11 protein-coding genes are annotated in these 15,755 nt (G+C 42.2%); 9 read left to right on the top strand and 2 right to left on the bottom strand.

Annotation, left to right across the window (positions count from 1 at the left end):
- Positions 1-9 precede the first annotated feature (9 nt).
- Together xerD and M8998_RS01225 are read right to left on the bottom strand one after the other, a co-directional pair.
- Entirely contained in the window at positions 10-918 is a 909-nt protein-coding gene (xerD, locus tag M8998_RS01220) for a site-specific tyrosine recombinase XerD (protein ID WP_249990157.1), read from the bottom strand.
- Between the two features lie 289 nt (positions 919-1,207).
- Positions 1,208-2,569, bottom strand: a complete 1,362-nt coding sequence (locus M8998_RS01225) for a hypothetical protein (protein ID WP_249990158.1) — start codon at positions 2,567-2,569, stop codon at positions 1,208-1,210.
- Positions 2,570-2,879: 310 nt separating this feature from the next.
- Between M8998_RS01225 and M8998_RS01230 the strand changes: the two genes are divergently transcribed.
- The 9 genes from M8998_RS01230 to M8998_RS01270 all read left to right on the top strand — a co-directional run bounded on the left by M8998_RS01230 (position 2,880) and on the right by M8998_RS01270 (position 15,752).
- The gene (locus M8998_RS01230) at positions 2,880-3,869 is read left to right on the top strand and encodes a clostripain-related cysteine peptidase (RefSeq protein WP_284039942.1); all 990 of its coding nucleotides are present in this window, start codon (positions 2,880-2,882) and stop codon (positions 3,867-3,869) included.
- A gap of 330 nt (positions 3,870-4,199) precedes the next feature.
- Positions 4,200-5,399 (top strand): enoyl-ACP reductase FabV, encoded by a 1,200-nt coding sequence (gene fabV / locus M8998_RS01235; RefSeq protein WP_249990160.1) that lies wholly within the window; start codon positions 4,200-4,202, stop codon positions 5,397-5,399.
- A gap of 263 nt (positions 5,400-5,662) precedes the next feature.
- Entirely contained in the window at positions 5,663-6,904 is a 1,242-nt protein-coding gene (locus M8998_RS01240) for an MFS transporter (protein WP_249990161.1), read from the top strand.
- 137 nt (positions 6,905-7,041) lie between these two features.
- Positions 7,042-7,596 (top strand): DUF1543 domain-containing protein, encoded by a 555-nt coding sequence (locus tag M8998_RS01245; RefSeq protein WP_249990162.1) that lies wholly within the window; start codon positions 7,042-7,044, stop codon positions 7,594-7,596.
- Positions 7,587-8,924: a GH1 family beta-glucosidase gene (locus M8998_RS01250; protein WP_249990163.1), complete on the top strand. Its 1,338-nt coding sequence runs from the start codon at positions 7,587-7,589 to the stop codon at positions 8,922-8,924. Before M8998_RS01245 ends, M8998_RS01250 begins: the two co-directional genes overlap by 10 nt.
- A gap of 23 nt (positions 8,925-8,947) precedes the next feature.
- On the top strand, positions 8,948-9,940 hold the full coding sequence (locus tag M8998_RS01255; protein WP_249990164.1) for a LacI family DNA-binding transcriptional regulator: 993 nt from the start codon (positions 8,948-8,950) through the stop codon (positions 9,938-9,940).
- Positions 9,941-10,027: 87 nt separating this feature from the next.
- Complete coding sequence (locus M8998_RS01260; RefSeq protein ID WP_249990165.1) at positions 10,028-13,138, top strand: SusC/RagA family TonB-linked outer membrane protein; 3,111 nt, start codon at positions 10,028-10,030, stop codon at positions 13,136-13,138.
- Between the two features lie 3 nt (positions 13,139-13,141).
- Complete coding sequence (locus M8998_RS01265; protein WP_249990166.1) at positions 13,142-14,596, top strand: RagB/SusD family nutrient uptake outer membrane protein; 1,455 nt, start codon at positions 13,142-13,144, stop codon at positions 14,594-14,596.
- 1 nt (position 14,597) lies between these two features.
- Positions 14,598-15,752, top strand: a complete 1,155-nt coding sequence (locus M8998_RS01270; RefSeq protein ID WP_249990167.1) for a beta-1,2-mannosidase — start codon at positions 14,598-14,600, stop codon at positions 15,750-15,752.
- Positions 15,753-15,755: the final 3 nt, after the last annotated feature.

The raw sequence follows: 15,755 nt of genomic DNA on the forward strand, positions 1-15,755 counted from the left end.
TTTATTTGCTCATTGCGACCGCTTTTTGGATCTGGGATGAAATTCGGTCATCACGGTTTGCAAATAAGCGTTGTCTAAGTGTGTATATATTTCTGTGGTGCTAATACTTTCGTGGCCCAGCATGTCTTGCACAGCACGTAGATCTGCGCCACCTTCCACCAGATGTGTGGCAAAGCTATGACGAAAAGTGTGTGGACTGATTTCTTTGGTAATTTGCGCTTTTGATGCCAACTTCTTAATCATCAAAAACACCATAACGCGGGATATCGCCGTACCCCGTCTGTTTAGGAAAACCATGTCCTCCTGTCCCAACTTAATGGGCACCTGTGGTCGGCTTTCGCTCAGATAAATAGATAAGTATTTGATGGCCTGATTGCCAATAGGGATCAAACGCTCTTTATTGCCTTTGCCTTCTACTTTTATAAACTCTTCTTCCAGAAATAGATTTGAAATCTTCAAGGAAACTAATTCCGAAACGCGCAGCCCACAGCCATAAAGAACCTCCAACAGCGCCTTGTTGCGCATCCCTTCAGGTAGCGACAGGTCAATGCTGTCGATTAATTGATCGATCTCGGCAATGCTCAATACATCGGGCAATTTGCGCAGGAGTCGCGGTGCTTCAATCAGCATCGCTGGATTGTTGGGCAAATTATGCTCTATCTGCAAAAAGGTGAAAAATGATTTCAAAGCAGAGAGCAACCGTGCTTGAGAAGTAGGAGCGATATGTTGTTGGTGCACATGCGCGAGAAACTGCTGTATATCTAAAGGTGCCATGCTTTGGACTGACATCTGTCCTTCCAATGCATAGGCTTCCAATTTGGATACATCCAAAAGATAGGCCTCTATCGAATTGGCAGACAGCCCGCGTTCCAAGAGCAGATAGCGTTTAAAGTCTTTTTTCCATACCGCCCAGTTCATGGCAGTAAAGATAGAAAATAAAGATGCCGTAAATTCAGTGAAATAATATATAATTGTCGTCTTTGACTTAATGACTTTTTTAAATAAATTAGTGTAAGTCTTTCAAGTTAAAAATCATTAGATGTAGGTGCGTGAGTTTTATAATTGTATGATTAAAGTGTGGTTTAAAAAAACAAATATTTTAAGCCGACAAATTTAAGTGAATTATGTACTAAAATTTTATTTATAGAATATGATTTATTAGTGGGTCGATACTCGCTAATAAATCATATTCTATAAATACATTCTGCTAGTAAGCATATTGTGGTAACATTTTCAATTTTACATAAGGATTCGAAATTACGAACGGACTCATAGATCTATTGCCTATTAATACTGGACGCGAAAAATCAGTCTCCAAAGTTCCTAACTGATCTGAGTTGCGTGTAACAGATATGCTGAATGTATTATCTACACTACGTTTTGTGGATCCGCCAAAGTTCAGACCAAATTTTTGATTGCCACTTGTTGTTATTCCAAAGTTTGTTGCAAATTCAGACATAGAGCGTTCAGTTTTAGTGGTCGTTTCTTGCTCGTCTTTCTCCGAGATAATAAACTTCCAGACAAAGCTATTGTTTTGTATATCCCAAGTTGCCAAATCAATGCTTAACCTATATTCTTTCGGTTGTATGTCTAAAAGGTGATAATAAGAGTTCGTAGATCTTGGAGGAGTTCTCTTTTCGAATAATACGTGATAAAGGTCATTTGGATGCGCGCTGAAATGCTTTTCCAAAGTAGTACCCAGCCCTTGTAAATTGCCAATCAAGACATCTACTTGAATTTCAAATCTACCTTCGGTCCAGAAGGTATTCTGAATACGAGTGCTAGGCCAATTGCTTGGATAAACTACTGTAGTATGTAATTTCGGATCTTTTGGTTGATCAGACATGACATAAAAAGCATCTTTTGAAAATTCCATAGAAACTATTCGTTCGATTATACGCCGATTAAGTTGACCTTGGGAATTTGATTCTGGAGTAAGTCCATAGTAAATGTAATCGCGGTGCCAGTTGAAACCGTCTAGGCCCATAATGTCCCGAGCTCTTAATACTTCTGGAATCAACGAACTTGCTGATGTGTTAGAAGATTTTGTTCTTAACCTTCTATCGTAAGCATCATCTATAAATTCATATTGTGGGTTTTCAAGTGCTGTACTACTTTTTAATGAAATCTTGTCTTTCAACCTTAGGCGTTCGTTGTTTTTGACTACAAGAACTGGAAATGCAGGTATTAGGTTTTTGTCCACAGAATCTACTATCTTTCCATCGTCAAAGAAACGTATTTTATTGTTTTTGATAACATTTGGAGCCACTAAGGGTAGTTCTTGACTTGTGTTCCATGATTCTGCATTGAAACCGGATGGCAATTCTGGTATATAAATATTTAGCAACGGCAATGCTTTTTCAATATTTGAAAGCTCAACTTCACTTTCAGCATATTTAAGTATGACATCTCTAAAAGTTTCTGTAGGGCTTACCATTTTGTCTTTTACAAAAGGGTAAAAAATATCATAGTCATTGTCAAATTCTTTCAAAGCTTCAATTTTAATAAAATCTCTTAGCAAAGAATTATTTCTAGTGGCTTTAGATAGTAATTCTGAAAATTTATCCATTGCGAGAATTTAATCATCATAATTATTTTCATGATTTTCTGAATATTTATCAACCGTGTTTTTTTTACAAGATACAAGAGATAATAAGGCTATTAGTAATAATGTGATTTTTCTCAATAATTTCATGAATTTGTTTTTTAAGATTAATATTATAATTTTGACAATTATAAACAATTTTCTAATACTGATTATATTTTTTTATGAAAAAAATTATTGCTTATGTTTTTTTTATTTTTTTCTCTATTCTTGTAAAAAAACTAGTAATATAACCGATAGTTATATTACCATTAAAAGGAATGTTTTAGTTTTTATGGAGGCGAATAATGATCTTAGACAAGATGCGTGGTACTCAATAAAAAGCATGGAAAAAGGTATGGTAGATGAAAACAATGATTTATTCGTTTACATCAAAGCTAGTGATCTAGTCTCGCACATACTTAAGATCAGACCCAGTAAAAACGCGAATTCTCTTTCTAGCGATACTATCAAAACGATTTACAGCTATAAGCCCTCGGATCCCGTAATTATGAAAGACGTTATTGATTATATTCGTAAAACCTATCCCTCAGATTCTTTCGGGCTAATATTATGGTCTCATGCTACATCTTGGGCGCCGCCGCGTAATAAGCGTATTATGTCTTTCGGTAGTGATAGAGGTAAGGAAATGGACATATTAGATTTAAAAAATGCCCTCCCAGATAATATGGATTATATAATCTTTGATGCTTGTTCAATGGCCAGTCTCGAGGTGTTGTATGAGTTCAGGTTTAAAAGCAAGTACATATTATGTTCTCCTTCAGAAGTTTTGTCCGAGAGCTATCCTTATGATAAAATCGTACCTTATTTATTTCTTGATTTAGCAGAATTAAAAAATATTGCAAGGATCTATTATGAACACTACAACGATTTAAACGGGTCAGCTCAATCTGCAACTATATCTCTGATAAAAATGGATGAACTTGAAGAAATGTGTTTTAACCTGAGGGAGTTGTTAAAGTCTGAACAAAGGAATTTCTTCTTAAGAAAATCAGTTCAGCGGTTCGATTATTCTCAAAGTTTCCCAGTTCCCAGTTTCGATTTCGGAGATTTTTTGACGAAAAATTTTAATTCATCACAACTTGTCTCTTTAAAAAAAAGTCTATCTAAAGTAGTAGTTTACAAAAATAATACTCCCAATTTTTTGGGAAGACCGATTTTAGCTAATTCAGGCGTCACATGCTATATTCCTGATTCTAACGATAGCTACTATAATTATTACACCGGGTACGAATGGTACAGAGCAAGTGGTTTTGGAGAATAGAGCTCAATTATAATTATTGATAAACGAGCTGGTAGTAATTCGATATTAAACATCCAAAAGATAAGCTTCTATCGAATTGGCAGACAGCCCGCGCTCCAAGAGCAGGTAGCGTTTAAAATCTTTTTTCCATACCGCCCAGTTCATGGCAGTAAAGATAGAAAATAAGCAGATAGACCTAAAGTGCTTTCGCTGAACTACTCTTCGGTGTTTGAATGCCCTGCGCGTCGGAAAATTCTTAAAAGAGTGTGCCCATTGATGGGATTCTGTGGAATAATTACTTATTTTGCACTTTAATTTAAAAACAGATTACGTATAACAACCCCTTTTCATATGATTATTCAACCACGCGTACGAGGATTTATCTGTCTGACTACCCATCCTGATGGCACTGCTCAGAACGTTAAAAACCAAATTGATTACGTTCAGTCCAAAGGAACCATTGCAAATGGTCCTAAAAAAGTATTGGTAATCGGTGCATCTACCGGTTTTGGACTTTCGTCGCGGGTGACTGCTGCCTTTGGTTCCGGAGCAGCTACTATCGGTGTATTTTTCGAGAAGCCTGCTTCTGCCGGAAAACCAGGTACTGCAGGTTGGTACAATTCGGCAGCATTTGAAAAAGAAGCTGCAGCAGCTGGGTTATATGCAAAAAGTATCAATGGCGATGCTTTCTCCGATGAAGTGAAAAAACAAGCTATTGAATTAATTAAAGAAGACCTGGGTCAGGTAGATCTAGTGGTTTATTCTTTAGCATCTCCACGTCGTACGCATCCTAAAACGGGTGTCGCTCACGGTTCTGTGCTGAAGCCTATTGGACAGCCTTTCACCGACAAAACGGTAGATTTTCACAGTGGTGTTGTTTCCGATATTACGATTAACCCTATTGAAAACGACGACGATATTGAGAATACTGTTGCCGTAATGGGCGGTGAGGACTGGCAGTTTTGGATCGAAGATCTTAAAGCTGCGGGTGTATTAGCAGAAGGTGTTAAAACCGTCGCTTATTCTTACATCGGTCCTGAGTTGACGTACCCGATCTACCGCAATGGTACCATTGGTCGTGCGAAAGATAACTTGGAAGCCACCGTGCCTGCATTGAATGAATTGCTTGCTGACTTAAACGGTGTATCTTATGTGTCTGTCAATAAAGCCTTAGTAACACAGTCTAGCTCCGCAATTCCGGTAGTACCTTTGTACATTTCTTTGCTGTATAAAGTGATGAAAGAAAAAGGCATTCACGAAGGAACAGTTGAACAAATGCAACGCCTTTTTGCGGAACAATTGTATAGCGGACATGCACCAGCTTTAGACGAAAAAGGACGTATCCGCGTAGACGATTGGGAAATGCGTGCTGATGTACAGGAAGAAGTAGCTGCTTTGTGGAAGCAAATCTCTACCGAGAACCTGGAAGAAATTTCTGACATTAGCGGGTACCGCGACGAATTTTTCCGTCTGTTCGGCTTTCACGTTGACGGCATCGATTACGAAGCAGATACAAATGAATTAGTAGGTGTTCCTTCTATTCAAGCATAATCTTCAGCACTGCTATTAGGCAGATCCTGCGATTATTATAAAAAACGAGACTATCCGAATGGGTAGTCTCGTTTTTTCTTTTGATGGATTTTATGTAGAGTTTTCATATCTTTATCCCGATGAGCATTTCAACCTATACAACAATGGTAGCTAAACCTTGGCTACCCGTGCCCACTAAGTAAGTAGTCGTATCGTCTGCTTATGTTGCTGTTTTCCCAAAGACAGCGTGTTTAATTGATTGTTGTTTTTTTTAGTATTTCTTTATGAAAAATCAAAAATGGTATAGGACCTACCTATTTATTTGGACTGGACAATTCTTTTCCATGATTACCAGTTATGCCGTGCATTTTGCCGTCATTATTTGGTTGAGTCTGGAACATCAATCGGCCGAAGTATTGGCATTCGCCGGTATTGCCGGATTGCTGCCGCAGGCGGTGATCGGCCCGTTTGCAGGCGTGTTTATCGATCGTTGGGATCGTAAGAAAGTCATGATGTTTTCCGATGGTTTTATCGCCATCTGCGCCTTCGCGATGACTTTTTTGCTGCGCAATGAACAGGTAGATCTGTTTTGGATTTATGCTTTATTGGCGTGTAGATCCGTTGGTAATGCCTTTCAATCGCCGGCTATGCAAGCCATTGCTCCGCTTATCGTGCCGGAGAAGGAACTGTTGCGCGTATCAGGCATTAATCAAATGCTGCAGTCGGTCAGTACTATCGCGGGACCAGCGCTTGGCACCTTGGCCATCACCTATTTTGCGATCGCTGACGTGCTTTATCTGGATATCGTCGGTGCTGTACTCGCAATCACTTCCCTATTTTTTGTGCGTATACCTCATTTGAAATCAGATAGTAATGCTTCTATTTCTGCGGTGTTCACGGAATTGAAAGAAGGTTTTGGCGCTATTCATCGAAATAAAGGCTTAGGATATTTATTCTTTTACGCCATGTTGGTCACCTTTTTTGTGATGCCTGCGGCGATTATGTTTCCACTACTCACGACTGGTTATTACGGGGGAGGCAAATGGGAGATCAGTCTGATTGAGATTGTATGGGGGATTGGTATGCTTGTAGGCGGATCTGTATTGAGTATACTTCGCATCAAAACGCCCAAGATTATTCTGGTAAACGCTATGCATATCATACTTGGATTCTCTTTTCTCTTATGTGGCGCATTTCCGCCTTCGTGGTTCGTGGGATTTGTAGTGGTCACCACATTATCCGGTATTGCCATGTCTATTTTTTCTGCTGCATTTATGACCACGATTCAGGAAGAGGTGATACCGAAGATGTTGGGGCGCGTATTTTCTTTGTACTTCAGTATGGCGGTGTTGCCAAGTATCATTGGTCTATTATTCACGGGGTTGATCGCGGAGAGAGTGGGAGTCGCACCTGCATTTATCATCGCCGGAGGCTTGGTGATGTTGGTTGGGGTTGCCTCATTTATGACGCCAAAGTTGATGCGGTTGGGTAGGAGGGAGCAAGCCGTAGAAAAGCTGGAAGAATGATTTTATTGTGATTCTTCTTTCATGCGTTATAATTAAATTTGAAGATGCTTTAACTTTGTGCAAGAAGGTTCAAAATGATCGTTGCAAATAATGATCTAGGCACAAATATTGATTTATAAGCGAGTAAATAATATTACATGGAATTATATATGGTGGTGATTGGTGGTAAGCCAGAAGGTCGACACACCGAACAGCATGACGTTTTTTTTGGAGTAGGGGCAAGCCTCAAAGATCTAGTGCCACAAATGGAATCATTTTGGCCAGAACTGGCTGGTAAAATGCATATCGACTCTTGGCGTAAGGTGTCGAAGGTGAATGAATTTACCATTCAAGTGGTTCCGAAGACCGAACAAGTAGAAATCAGCGCACAAAAATTGTACTTCGTTAATCTTGGAGGTTACAAGCCAGAGGATATGGAAGAATACCATTACAAACAAGTCGTGGTAGCCGACAGCCTAGCTGAGGCGACTCGCCTTGCCAAATCTTCCACCTTTTGGAAGCACCACGACTCGTCGCATATAGATGATAAATACGGCATCGATGTCGACGATATTTACGAAATAAGCGATCTTTTAAACGATAGTTTCAAGACTAACTACTCCCTGAAAATCACTCCAGCACCGCAATCAGCTATAGATGATACGTTAGAAGTTGGTTATCTCAAAATAAGTAAGTTGCTTTCATGGGATTAACCAAAGCGCCTTTCGGCGAAGAATTCGTTTGGGGTGTATCTACAGCAGCTTATCAAATCGAAGGTGGTTATTTACAAGATGGGAAAGGATTCTCCATTTGGGACGATTTCGTGCGAAAGCGCGGTAAGATTGCCAACAAAGAAAATGGCGACGTGGCTTGCGATTTTTATCACCGCTATGCGGACGATCTGCAATTGATGGCGGGTATGAACATCCGCCATCATCGTTTTTCCATTGCCTGGAGCCGAATTTTTCCTGTTGGAAGAGGTGAGGTGAACCAAGCAGGTGTAGATTATTACCATCGTTTGATTGATCATATGTTGGCTTTAGGCATTACCCCTTGGATCACTTTGTACCATTGGGATCTTCCATCAAGCTTGGAAATAAAGGGCGGTTGGACTAATCGGGATATAGTCGATTGGTTTGGCGAATACGTAGCCTTTTGCGTTAAGCATTTTGGCGATCGCGTAAAACATTGGATGGTATTGAATGAACCGATGGTATTCACCGGAGCAGGCTATTTTCTGGGGATTCATGCCCCTGGCCGCCGCGGGCTGAATTCCTTTTTGGCGGCTACGCATCACGCGGCCTTAGCACAAGCACATGGTGCTCGTATCATTAAGTCTTTGCAGCCAGAAGGTATGGTGGGAACCACCTTTTCCACTTCGCACGTTGAGCCTTTTAGTAATCGAGAACGAGACATCGTGGCTGCAAAAAAAGCAGATGCGCTACTCAACCGATTATATATAGAACCATTACTTGGCATGGGTTATCCTACAGATGAGATCAGGGCGCTTCGCAAATTGGAGCAGTTCATGAAAGCAGGAGATGAGCAAAATTTGAAATTTGATATGGACTTTGTCGGCGTGCAAAACTATACGCGCGAGATCATAAAACATTCCTATTTTGTACCCTACTTAAGGGCAAAGCTGGTGACGGCACAAGAACGACAAGTGCCCACGACTACAATGAATTGGGAGGTATATCCCGAATCTATTTACCATGTTTTAAAAAAGTTCAGTGCATACCCGACTATGCCTCCGTTGATGATCACCGAGAGCGGTGCATCTTTTCCGGACGTCTTGGAAAATGGAAAGATAAATGACGCAGCGCGGGTACAATACCTACAAGATGCGATCGCGCAGATGTATCGGGCAAAGCAGGATGGAGTAGATATTCGCGGTTATTTCTTTTGGACTTTTTTGGATAATTTTGAGTGGGCAGAAGGTTATCACCCTCGTTTTGGTCTTGTTCACGTTGATTTTGAGACGCAACAACGAATTATAAAAGCTTCAGGTAACTGGTATGCTGATTTTTTGCGCGACTAAAATAGTGTATCTTTATCTACTAGATGTCCATTAATCAAATAGCAAAAGAACTTAATGTTTCCAAATCCACGGTGTCTTTAGTCATCAATGGAAAGGCACAACAATCCCGTATTAGCAAGGAACTCGAAAAGCGAATCCTGGATTATGTAAATGAAATTGGTTTCAAACCCAATGCCTTGGCAAAAAGTTTAGCTACTGGAAAGACGCTAACAATTGGACTAATTGTAGAAAATATAGGTGACAGTTTCTTCGGTCCTATAGCCTTACGCATAGAAGAATGTTTACGCTCGCACGGATATCATGTGCTCTATAGCAGTACCGTAGGTAAGGCAGAAATAGCCCGAGAAATTATAGCATCTATGGTCGACCAGAAAGTGGAGGGCCTGATTATCTCCCCTACAGCAGATCTTGAAAACGAGATTTCGAAAGTATTATCGTCTGGTATTCCCTTGGTCGTATTTGATCGCAAAGCCAATTTGTCAGAGGTAAATTACGTAGGCACAGACAACTACTTAGCGAGCGAACAGGCCGTAAAGCACTTGATAGAACAAGGATATTCTCGTATCGGAATGGTTACTAGCGATTCTCAACAATCTCAAATGCTGGAAAGATTGGCGGCCTATCATACTCAGCTAGAGCAACATGATTTACCTTTGCATATTCTCAGTGTTCCATTTTCCTACCATGCAGAAGAGCGTGTTGCATGTATCCAAAATTTCCTAAAAGAGAATAATTTGGAAGCGATTTATTTCAGTACCAATTATTTATGCATCTCCGGAATCAAAGCCATTCAGCTTTCTGATAAAGTCACTAACTATGCGTTATTATCATTTGACGACCACGAAGTGTACGAATTATTTGATCCACCAATCACGTGTATACGGCAACCTATTGAAGAAATAGCGCAAAGAATTGTCGATAATATCATGGCGCAGATTAATGGGAAGGTGAAGCAACCAACCGAAGCGATAATACCGTCCAAACTTTTGATTAGAAAAAGTACTACTACAGGGTAATTTGCATTTATTCTGGAAATCCTATACCTTTATCAAATCTTGCAAAACCGGTTTTGCATTATATATATAAACCTAATAAAGCTATTTATGATAAAGCATCATTTTCTACATCGAATGAGGGGAGGGCTGTGCATTGTTTTTTGCGCATCACTTTGTCTGCCCGCTGGCGCCTTTACGTTGCGAGATTTACCACGGCATGTGTCTCACGTATCGGTCGTTCAACAACGTTACCGTGGTACTATTGTCGACGAGCAAGGGAATCCACTTTCCAATGCCACCGTCAGAAATCTACAGCAGAATACCGCGACGCAATCTAATGAGCAAGGCGAATTTGTATTAGAAGGAAGACCTGGGGAAGTGTTCGAATTTTCGTATACGGGTTTTGCTTCTCTGTCTCATACGCTAACAGCCGAAATTCAACTCCGTATCACCATGAATTCCAGTAATCAATCGGTAGATGAAGTGGTCATCATGGGGTACAACAGCCTGCGCGAAACCAATGTATCTGGTGCCATAAGCCGTGTAGACATGCAGGTGGCAGAGAAACGGCGTGTGCAGGATGTATCGCAGATGCTACAGGGAGCTGCTGCCGGTATAAACGTTACCCAAGCTAGTGGCCAACCTGGGGATCCTATTGATATTCGGGTACGTGGAGTAGGTACTATTGGTAATAATTCGCCACTCTTTGTTGTAGATGGTATACCTACTACCAACTTTAGTTTTATCAATCCGAATGATATTGAGTCTATGTCGGTGCTCAAAGATGCTTCGGCCGCCTCCATTTATGGTTCCAGAGCTGCGGCGGGCGTTATCTTGGTAACGACCAAGAAAGGTGTCGCGGGATCTACCCGTTTTGATGTCAATGTATTCTCTGGTATACAGCAGGCGACAAACCTTCCAAAAATGATGGATGCTACGCAGTATTTAAATACCGTGGAGCAGGCTTGGGCAAATAGCAATACTGGTGGCACAAACCCCTACACGGCTGAGAAAAACCGGACGGATTTGGCCAACACGAATTGGCTGGATGAGCTTTTTGAAACAGGGCAGACCAGCAGTTTTCAGATCGGCGCTTCGGGCGGATCCGAGAAGGTGACATACCGCTTGGCCACTGGATATTATAGTCAAGATGGAATTTTGAAATTTGATAACGATAAATACCGTCGCTTGGAATTTCGTAGCAATGTTTCTGCGAAGTTGCATGACCGGGTGCAGGTGCGTTCAAACCTTTTGCTCAATCATCAGGAACGTATGGTAGCGTCTTCTCGAGGAGATGCGCCGGGTATTATCCGGCATGCTTTATTGCGGCCACCTGTCTTGGGCGTGTACAAGGATCCGAGTGACCCCACCTACACCGCCAACCGACCATTTACTGACCTACCTTTCTATCAGGGTCCGGGAAATTTTCGATCCGACCTGTACGAATGGTCGCAGAACCCGGTTGCCGCAGCCTATTATTCCAACAACAACCAACGCCAGTTCAAATTATTCGGTAACGTAGAAGGTTCTGTAGATATACTGGCAGACCGCTCACTGAAATTCAGATCGGTACTGGGGCTCGAACTCAACTTCAATCACAACAAAGCTTTTTTTGCGAATTATGGGGATAATGATGGCGGAGGAGAAGCTATTGATGCGGGTACGGGAAGACATAACCGCCCGAACGGTCTTAACGAAGATCGTGGAGAAGATTACACGCTGACTTGGAACAATGTTTTGAGCTATGATAAGCAGTGGGAAGATCATCAGATCAATACCTTGGTCGGTACCGAGTTTATCATCAATAACAGCAGCTCTATCAATGCCTCGCGTCGCCGCTTCGAATATGAATCGGATCGATTCCATTACATTGATCTGGGTGATATGAACCGGGATTTATGGAATGGGGGATTTGCCGAAGAATGGGGATTGTTTTCCGTATTCACTTCTGCTACATATGCCTACAAATCACGCTACACCTTGACGGGAAATGTTCGTGCAGATGCTTCATCACGCTTCGGTTCGGATAATAAATGGGGCTACTTCCCTTCGTTATCTGCCGGATGGATTGTCAGCAATGAATCCTTCTTTGAACCAAATAGCACGTTGTCGTACTTAAAAGTACGTGGTTCAACAGGTACTTTGGGCAACCAAAATATTAACAACTATGCCTACCTCACGATGTTTAGCCGAGAAGGGAATATCACCCGTTACGGAAATCCTTCCTTGCGGTGGGAGTCTACTACGCAGCATAATATTGGGGTAGATATGCGCTGGTTAAACAATAAACTAGACATTACAGCAGATGTTTTTAGTAAGCAAACGAAGGATATTCTATTGTTGTTAAGTCTGCCCAGCTTTGTCGGGAATGTAGATCCTACCTACGTCAATGCAGGGCAGGTAAATAATGAAGGCTGGGAATTGAATGTGCGGTATCGCGACTCTTTCGCCAAAGATGGTACATTCAGCTTGGGTGGTAACCTGACCGGCTTACGTAATAAGGTGGCCGCGTTGCATGAGAATGTACCTCGCATCGTTGGTCCGGTAGCTCGCGCAGAAGTGGGGCAACCGCTTGATGCCTATTACGGATATGTAATGGAGGGTATCTATCAAAACCAGGGAGAGGTAGCTGCACATCAATTTGGATTGAGCACGCCATTAAGCAAACCCGGAGATATTCGGTTTAAGGATTTAAATAACGATGGTATCATCAACGACGATGACCGCACCTTTATTGGTAATCCGATTCCGCGCTTGAGTTATGGATTCTACGGTGATGTTTCTTATCAAGGATTTGATTTAAATGTGTTTTTTCAAGGGGTAAAAGGAGTAGATCGTTACAATGACGGTATGCGAATTGTCGACTTTGATAGCCGGCCTTTTAATTATTCTACCCGCATGTTAGATGCCTGGAACGGCGAAGGGTCTACTAATAGCTTGCCACGTGTCGCGTTTGAAGAGACGGGCGTGAGTCGCTTTTCCTCCTTATACATTGAGGATGCTTCCTATCTCCGCCTGAAAAATGTGGAATTAGGGTATTCATTCCGCCAGCTACCTGCCCGGTGGGGCGTGTCAAACGCACGCGTGTATGTTTCTGGTCAGAATCTGTATACCTGGACAAAATACACTGGGCTAGATCCTGAAAATACAGACCTGATCGATCGTGGTACATATCCACAAGCCAAAACTTTTTTATTTGGTGTTAACCTAACTTTTTAAACCATGAAGACGAAACTCATTTATATAGCAAGTGCCGCTTTGTTGTTCACCAGCTGTTCGAAATGGTTGGATAAAGACCCAATCGGCATTCTGACACAAGAGGAGGTGCAGGTCGATCCTACAGAAGGCACGATCACTACCGGAGTACTATTTGCTTACCGGCCGCTCTCCAATACATTGAACATCTTTGGCGATTGGGATTGGACGGGCGGATTAGTCATTCGCCCAGACTTCATCCTGGAAGATATCGCATCTGGCGATGCGCAAAAGAAGTGGGTGCCTGACGGTGACCAAGCCTGGATGGACGATGTCGCTAATTACAATTTTACTGCTGAAAACGGTGCATTTGCCGGTATTTGGCGCTTTAATTACGATGGAATCGCGCGTGTTAACATTGCCATTTTCCAACTTACCGATCCGGAGACGCTGGGCAAATTAAATATCAGCGATGAGCGTAGAAAACAGTTGCTCGGGGAAAGTTCCTTCTTACGAGCCTTCTACTATTTTGATCTTGTCAAGTATTTTGGAGATGTACCTATGGTGCTACAGCCATTAGAAAACTTCAATGAAGCGTATGAGGTGGCTGTACGTATGCCAAAGAGCGATGTATATGCTCAGGTAAAAGCAGATTTGGCGATAGCCTTAGAAAATCTCCCGGCTGCCAAATACTCCAATATGCAGGAACGATGGCGCGCATCTCAGGGCGCTGCTCTAGCCTTGAATGCAAAAGTAGCCCTTTTCGAGGGAGATTGGAATGCGGTGATCGATTATGCCAATCGTTTAGAGCAAACGGGGTTTTATGGGCTAAATCCCAATTTTTTCGATGCATTCGATAATGAGAAAGCCTATCAGGAGCAAGAGAATATTTTCATTTATGATCATGAAACCGGCCTACAGCCTCCACGTGGAAATGGCTTGGCGGCGCTGATGGGATGGGGTTTCTTAGCACCATCCGCTAATCTGCTGCAGTCCTTTGAGACCGGAGATCCGCGTTTGTCGCAAACGGCTAATGTAAGCTCCCGATCAATCTATAAGCTCTTAGGAGCCCAAAACGACACCTTCAAAGGAAATGAAAATTCACCCGTTAATCGCGTGTATATCCGCTATGCTGATGTATTGCTTTGGAAAGCCGAAGCATTCATTGAGACCAATCGGATAGCGGAAGGTGTGGCGATTATCAACTTGATCCGCCAACGCGCCCGCGGTGGCCAATCGGTATTACCTGACCGGGCGACTGATGCCACGAAAGAGGAGGCGACAGCATGGCTGCGTCAGGAGCGTCGGGTAGAATTGAGTATGGAATCGCATAGATTATCCGATCTTCGTCGTTGGAAAGTAGCCAAAACAACCCTTAATCAGATTGGAAAACCTTATTTAGACATGCATGACTTGTTCCCAATCCCACAAGGTGATGTGGACAAGACAGCCGGTAAAATAGTACAAAACCCAGGATATTAATATGAAAAAACGACTTTTATTTTATGCCGTAGCGATCGCTGCAATCAGTGCTTGCGGAGACGCAACCAAAGAAGAATCCACGACGGTGCCCAATTGGACACTGGGAGGATTTGAACGACCAGCAGGAATCAATCCAGTCATCAGCCCTGATTCGACCACCACTTTTTTGGACCCGATGTCGGGCAATATGGTGCGCTGGGAAGAGAATGATACCTTTAATCCAGGTGCCGTAGTAAAAGATGATACGGTATTCGTTTTGTATCGAGCCGAAGATAAATATGGCATTGGCATTGGTTTTCGCACCTCTCGACTCGGACTAGCCTATAGCACAGACGGGTTGCATTTCACGCGGGATAAGACGCCTGTTTTGTTTCCGGATGATGACAATCAAAAAGCGTATGAATGGCCGGGAGGGATAGAAGATCCGCGCGTAGCGGTGACGGAAGATGGCACTTTTGTGGTGTTTTACACACAATGGAATCGAGATGTCCCTCGTTTAGGCGTAGCCACCTCCAAAGATTTGCGTAACTGGACTAAGCATGGTCCTATCTTCGCTAAGTCGACGTATAGCAAAATGATGCACATGCCACATAAATCGGCTTCTATTGTCACCACGTTGAAAAATGATAAACTGGTCATTGAGAAGGTAAATGGTAAATATTGGATGTATTGGGGCGAACATGGCGTTAAGGGTGCCACCTCTGATAATCTGATCGATTGGGAGCCGGTGTTGGATAATCAAGGCGAATTAGCTACATTTATTGATGTTCGAAAAGGATATTTCGATAGTGCACTCACAGAATGTGGCCCACCGGCCATAAAAACCGATCAAGGAATTCTTCTATTGTACAATGGTAAAAACCACGACGAGAAAGAACAGGCCGACCCGCGTTTCACTTTAGGTACGTACAGCGCAGGACAGGTGTTGTTTGACGCCAATGACCCTACTAAAGTAATCCAGCGGTTAGATACTCCGTTTAAGAGACCCATGGAGGATTTTGAAAAAAGCGGGCAATACGTAGATGGCACCGTATTCATACAAGGGTTAGCGTATTATAAATCTAAATGGTTCTTATATTATGGTTGTGCCGATTCTAAAGTAGGTGTCTCTGTGTATGATCCAAGTAAAGCGACCAATTTTGATCCGCTACCATAAAAG

The organism is Sphingobacterium sp. lm-10, from assembly GCF_023554555.1.
Classification (GTDB): Bacteria; Bacteroidota; Bacteroidia; order Sphingobacteriales; family Sphingobacteriaceae; genus Sphingobacterium.

Excerpts from the sequence above, each read along its gene's own strand:
- M8998_RS01265 (WP_249990166.1), top strand. The coding sequence starts at position 13,142 with ATGAAGACGAAACTCATTTATATAGCAAGTGCCGCTTTGTTGTTCACC.
- M8998_RS01255 (WP_249990164.1), top strand. The coding sequence starts at position 8,948 with ATGTCCATTAATCAAATAGCAAAAGAACTTAATGTTTCCAAATCCACG.
- M8998_RS01225 (WP_249990158.1), bottom strand. The coding sequence starts at position 2,569 with ATGGATAAATTTTCAGAATTACTATCTAAAGCCACTAGAAATAATTCT.
- M8998_RS01260 (WP_249990165.1), top strand. The coding sequence starts at position 10,028 with ATGATAAAGCATCATTTTCTACATCGAATGAGGGGAGGGCTGTGCATT.
- xerD (WP_249990157.1), bottom strand. The coding sequence starts at position 918 with ATGAACTGGGCGGTATGGAAAAAAGACTTTAAACGCTATCTGCTCTTG.
- M8998_RS01230 (WP_284039942.1), top strand. The coding sequence starts at position 2,880 with ATGGAGGCGAATAATGATCTTAGACAAGATGCGTGGTACTCAATAAAA.
- M8998_RS01270 (WP_249990167.1), top strand. The coding sequence starts at position 14,598 with ATGAAAAAACGACTTTTATTTTATGCCGTAGCGATCGCTGCAATCAGT.
- M8998_RS01240 (WP_249990161.1), top strand. The coding sequence starts at position 5,663 with ATGAAAAATCAAAAATGGTATAGGACCTACCTATTTATTTGGACTGGA.
- M8998_RS01245 (WP_249990162.1), top strand. The coding sequence starts at position 7,042 with ATGGAATTATATATGGTGGTGATTGGTGGTAAGCCAGAAGGTCGACAC.
- fabV (WP_249990160.1), top strand. The coding sequence starts at position 4,200 with ATGATTATTCAACCACGCGTACGAGGATTTATCTGTCTGACTACCCAT.
- M8998_RS01250 (WP_249990163.1), top strand. The coding sequence starts at position 7,587 with ATGGGATTAACCAAAGCGCCTTTCGGCGAAGAATTCGTTTGGGGTGTA.